The sequence below is a fragment of the Pseudoalteromonas sp. 1181_04 genome (genome assembly GCF_052850545.1).
Map to the genome: position 1 here is coordinate 1 of NZ_VXCS01000089.1, position 654 is coordinate 654.

At 40.1% G+C, this 654-nt stretch carries 1 protein-coding gene; it reads left to right on the forward strand.

Annotation, left to right across the window (positions count from 1 at the left end; all coding sequences use genetic code 11):
- Positions 1-217 precede the first annotated feature (217 nt).
- A partial coding sequence (locus FW757_RS23155; protein WP_446441785.1) for a sigma factor-like helix-turn-helix DNA-binding protein occupies positions 218-654 on the forward strand: 437 nt, incomplete at its 3' end.

Sequence of the window (654 nt, forward strand, 5' to 3'; positions counted from 1 at the left end):
TGCATATTCTCACCAGCTTTGATCACCCAATGGCATTAACTTTGATCGCTTATTCTCATTAAGCTTTGATCACGAAAATTACGCGATAATGATCACTTTTGTGTTCTTAATGATTTTGCCGATCAAAGCTTAATGCCACTCGTAACCGAGTTCACGTTTTATCATTTTTGTAGGTATGTTAAACCGTTATCTAAATCATTTGATGAGGATAACAATAATGTCAACAAGACCTATATCTATGAGTAAATTACATGCTATTTTACGGCTGAAATATTCAGCAAAATTATCCCATCGAGAGATTGCCAGAAGCTTAAATATCTCCCCTGGCACTGTGGCTAATTACGTTAAAAAGGCCAATGAGTTAGGGTTAAACCAATGGCCGTTACCTGACGATAAACAACACGGTACGTTTCTTAATACAAAAATCAGGGACTTCTCACCCCGTCAAAAAAGATACCCAACACCTGACTGGCTCACCATCAATAAGGATTTAAAGCAGCACAAACATTTGACGTTGCAGTTAGTATTCGATGAAATGCGTGAGAAAGTCGGTGAGCCTTATTACAGCTATAGCCACTTCTGCCGCGCCTATCGGGAATGGGTGGGGAAACAACGGTTGTCGATGCGTCAGCATCATAAAGGCGGTGAAAAGCT